The following is a 971-nucleotide window of genomic DNA, read 5'->3' as shown; positions in this document are numbered from 1 at the left end:
TCGCAGAAAAATAATTAAAAAAACCCGATCATCTAATAAGATGTCCGGGCTTCCTCGTTAAAACAATGATTTTATTAACTTATCGAGCGACAGTTTCCTTAAGCGGACTTAAAACATCCTTAACCGCTGCTGCCGATTTATCCAGTGCAGCTTTTTCCTCGTCCCTAAGCGGTAACTCTATGACACTTTCAATTCCATTTCCTCCAAGAATCGTTGGAACACCTAAATAGATATCTTCATAGCCGTACTCTCCTTCTAAATAGGCGATAGAAGGAAGGATTCTCTTCTTATCTTTGACAATCGCTTCTGCCATTTGCACAAGAGAAGCAGCCGGTGCATAATACGCACTCCCCTGACCTAGAAGATTGACGATTTCTCCACCACCCTTACGAGTTCGCTCGACAATATCATTTAGCTGGTCATCTGATAATAGTTTATCCAAAGGAATACCGCCCGCGTAGGAATATCGAACAAGTGGAACCATGCTGTCACCATGCCCGCCTAGGACAAAACCAGAGACATCTTCAACCGAAACGCCTAATTCCTGTGATACAAACGTGTTAAAACGTGATGTATCCAGTACTCCTGATTGACCAATTACACGGTTCTTTGGAAATCCTGTTGTTTTATAGCAGACATAAGTCATCGCATCTACAGGATTACTTAAAACAAGAATATAACTATTAGGTGCATATTTCTTCACATTTTCAGAAACATCTTTCATGATTTTCGCGTTTGTTTCCACAAGTTCATCACGACTCATGCCTGGCTTTCTAGGAATTCCAGCCGTAATGATCACCATATCAGCACCTTCAATATCTTTATAATCAGAAGTGCCTGTAATGTTCGAATCAAACTTTTGCACTGGGCTCGCTTCTAACATGTCGAGCGCTTTCCCTTTTGTCGGGTTCTTCATGGAAGGGATATCGACTAAGACCACATCGCCTAATTCTTTTTGTGCAATCATTAGA

The 971-nt window shown here is 41.2% G+C and carries 1 protein-coding gene; it reads right to left on the bottom strand.

The window, feature by feature from the left end:
* Nucleotides 1–79 precede the first annotated feature (79 nt).
* A partial coding sequence (gene mdh, locus LD39_RS19985; RefSeq protein ID WP_035552637.1) for a malate dehydrogenase occupies nt 80–971 on the bottom strand: 892 nt, incomplete at its 5' end.

This window comes from Halobacillus sp. BBL2006, from assembly GCF_000786645.1.
GTDB lineage: Bacteria > Bacillota > Bacilli > Bacillales > Halobacillaceae > Halobacillus.
The sequence above is the reverse complement of the archived record's forward strand: the minus strand, read 5'-3'. Positions and strand labels throughout refer to the sequence as shown.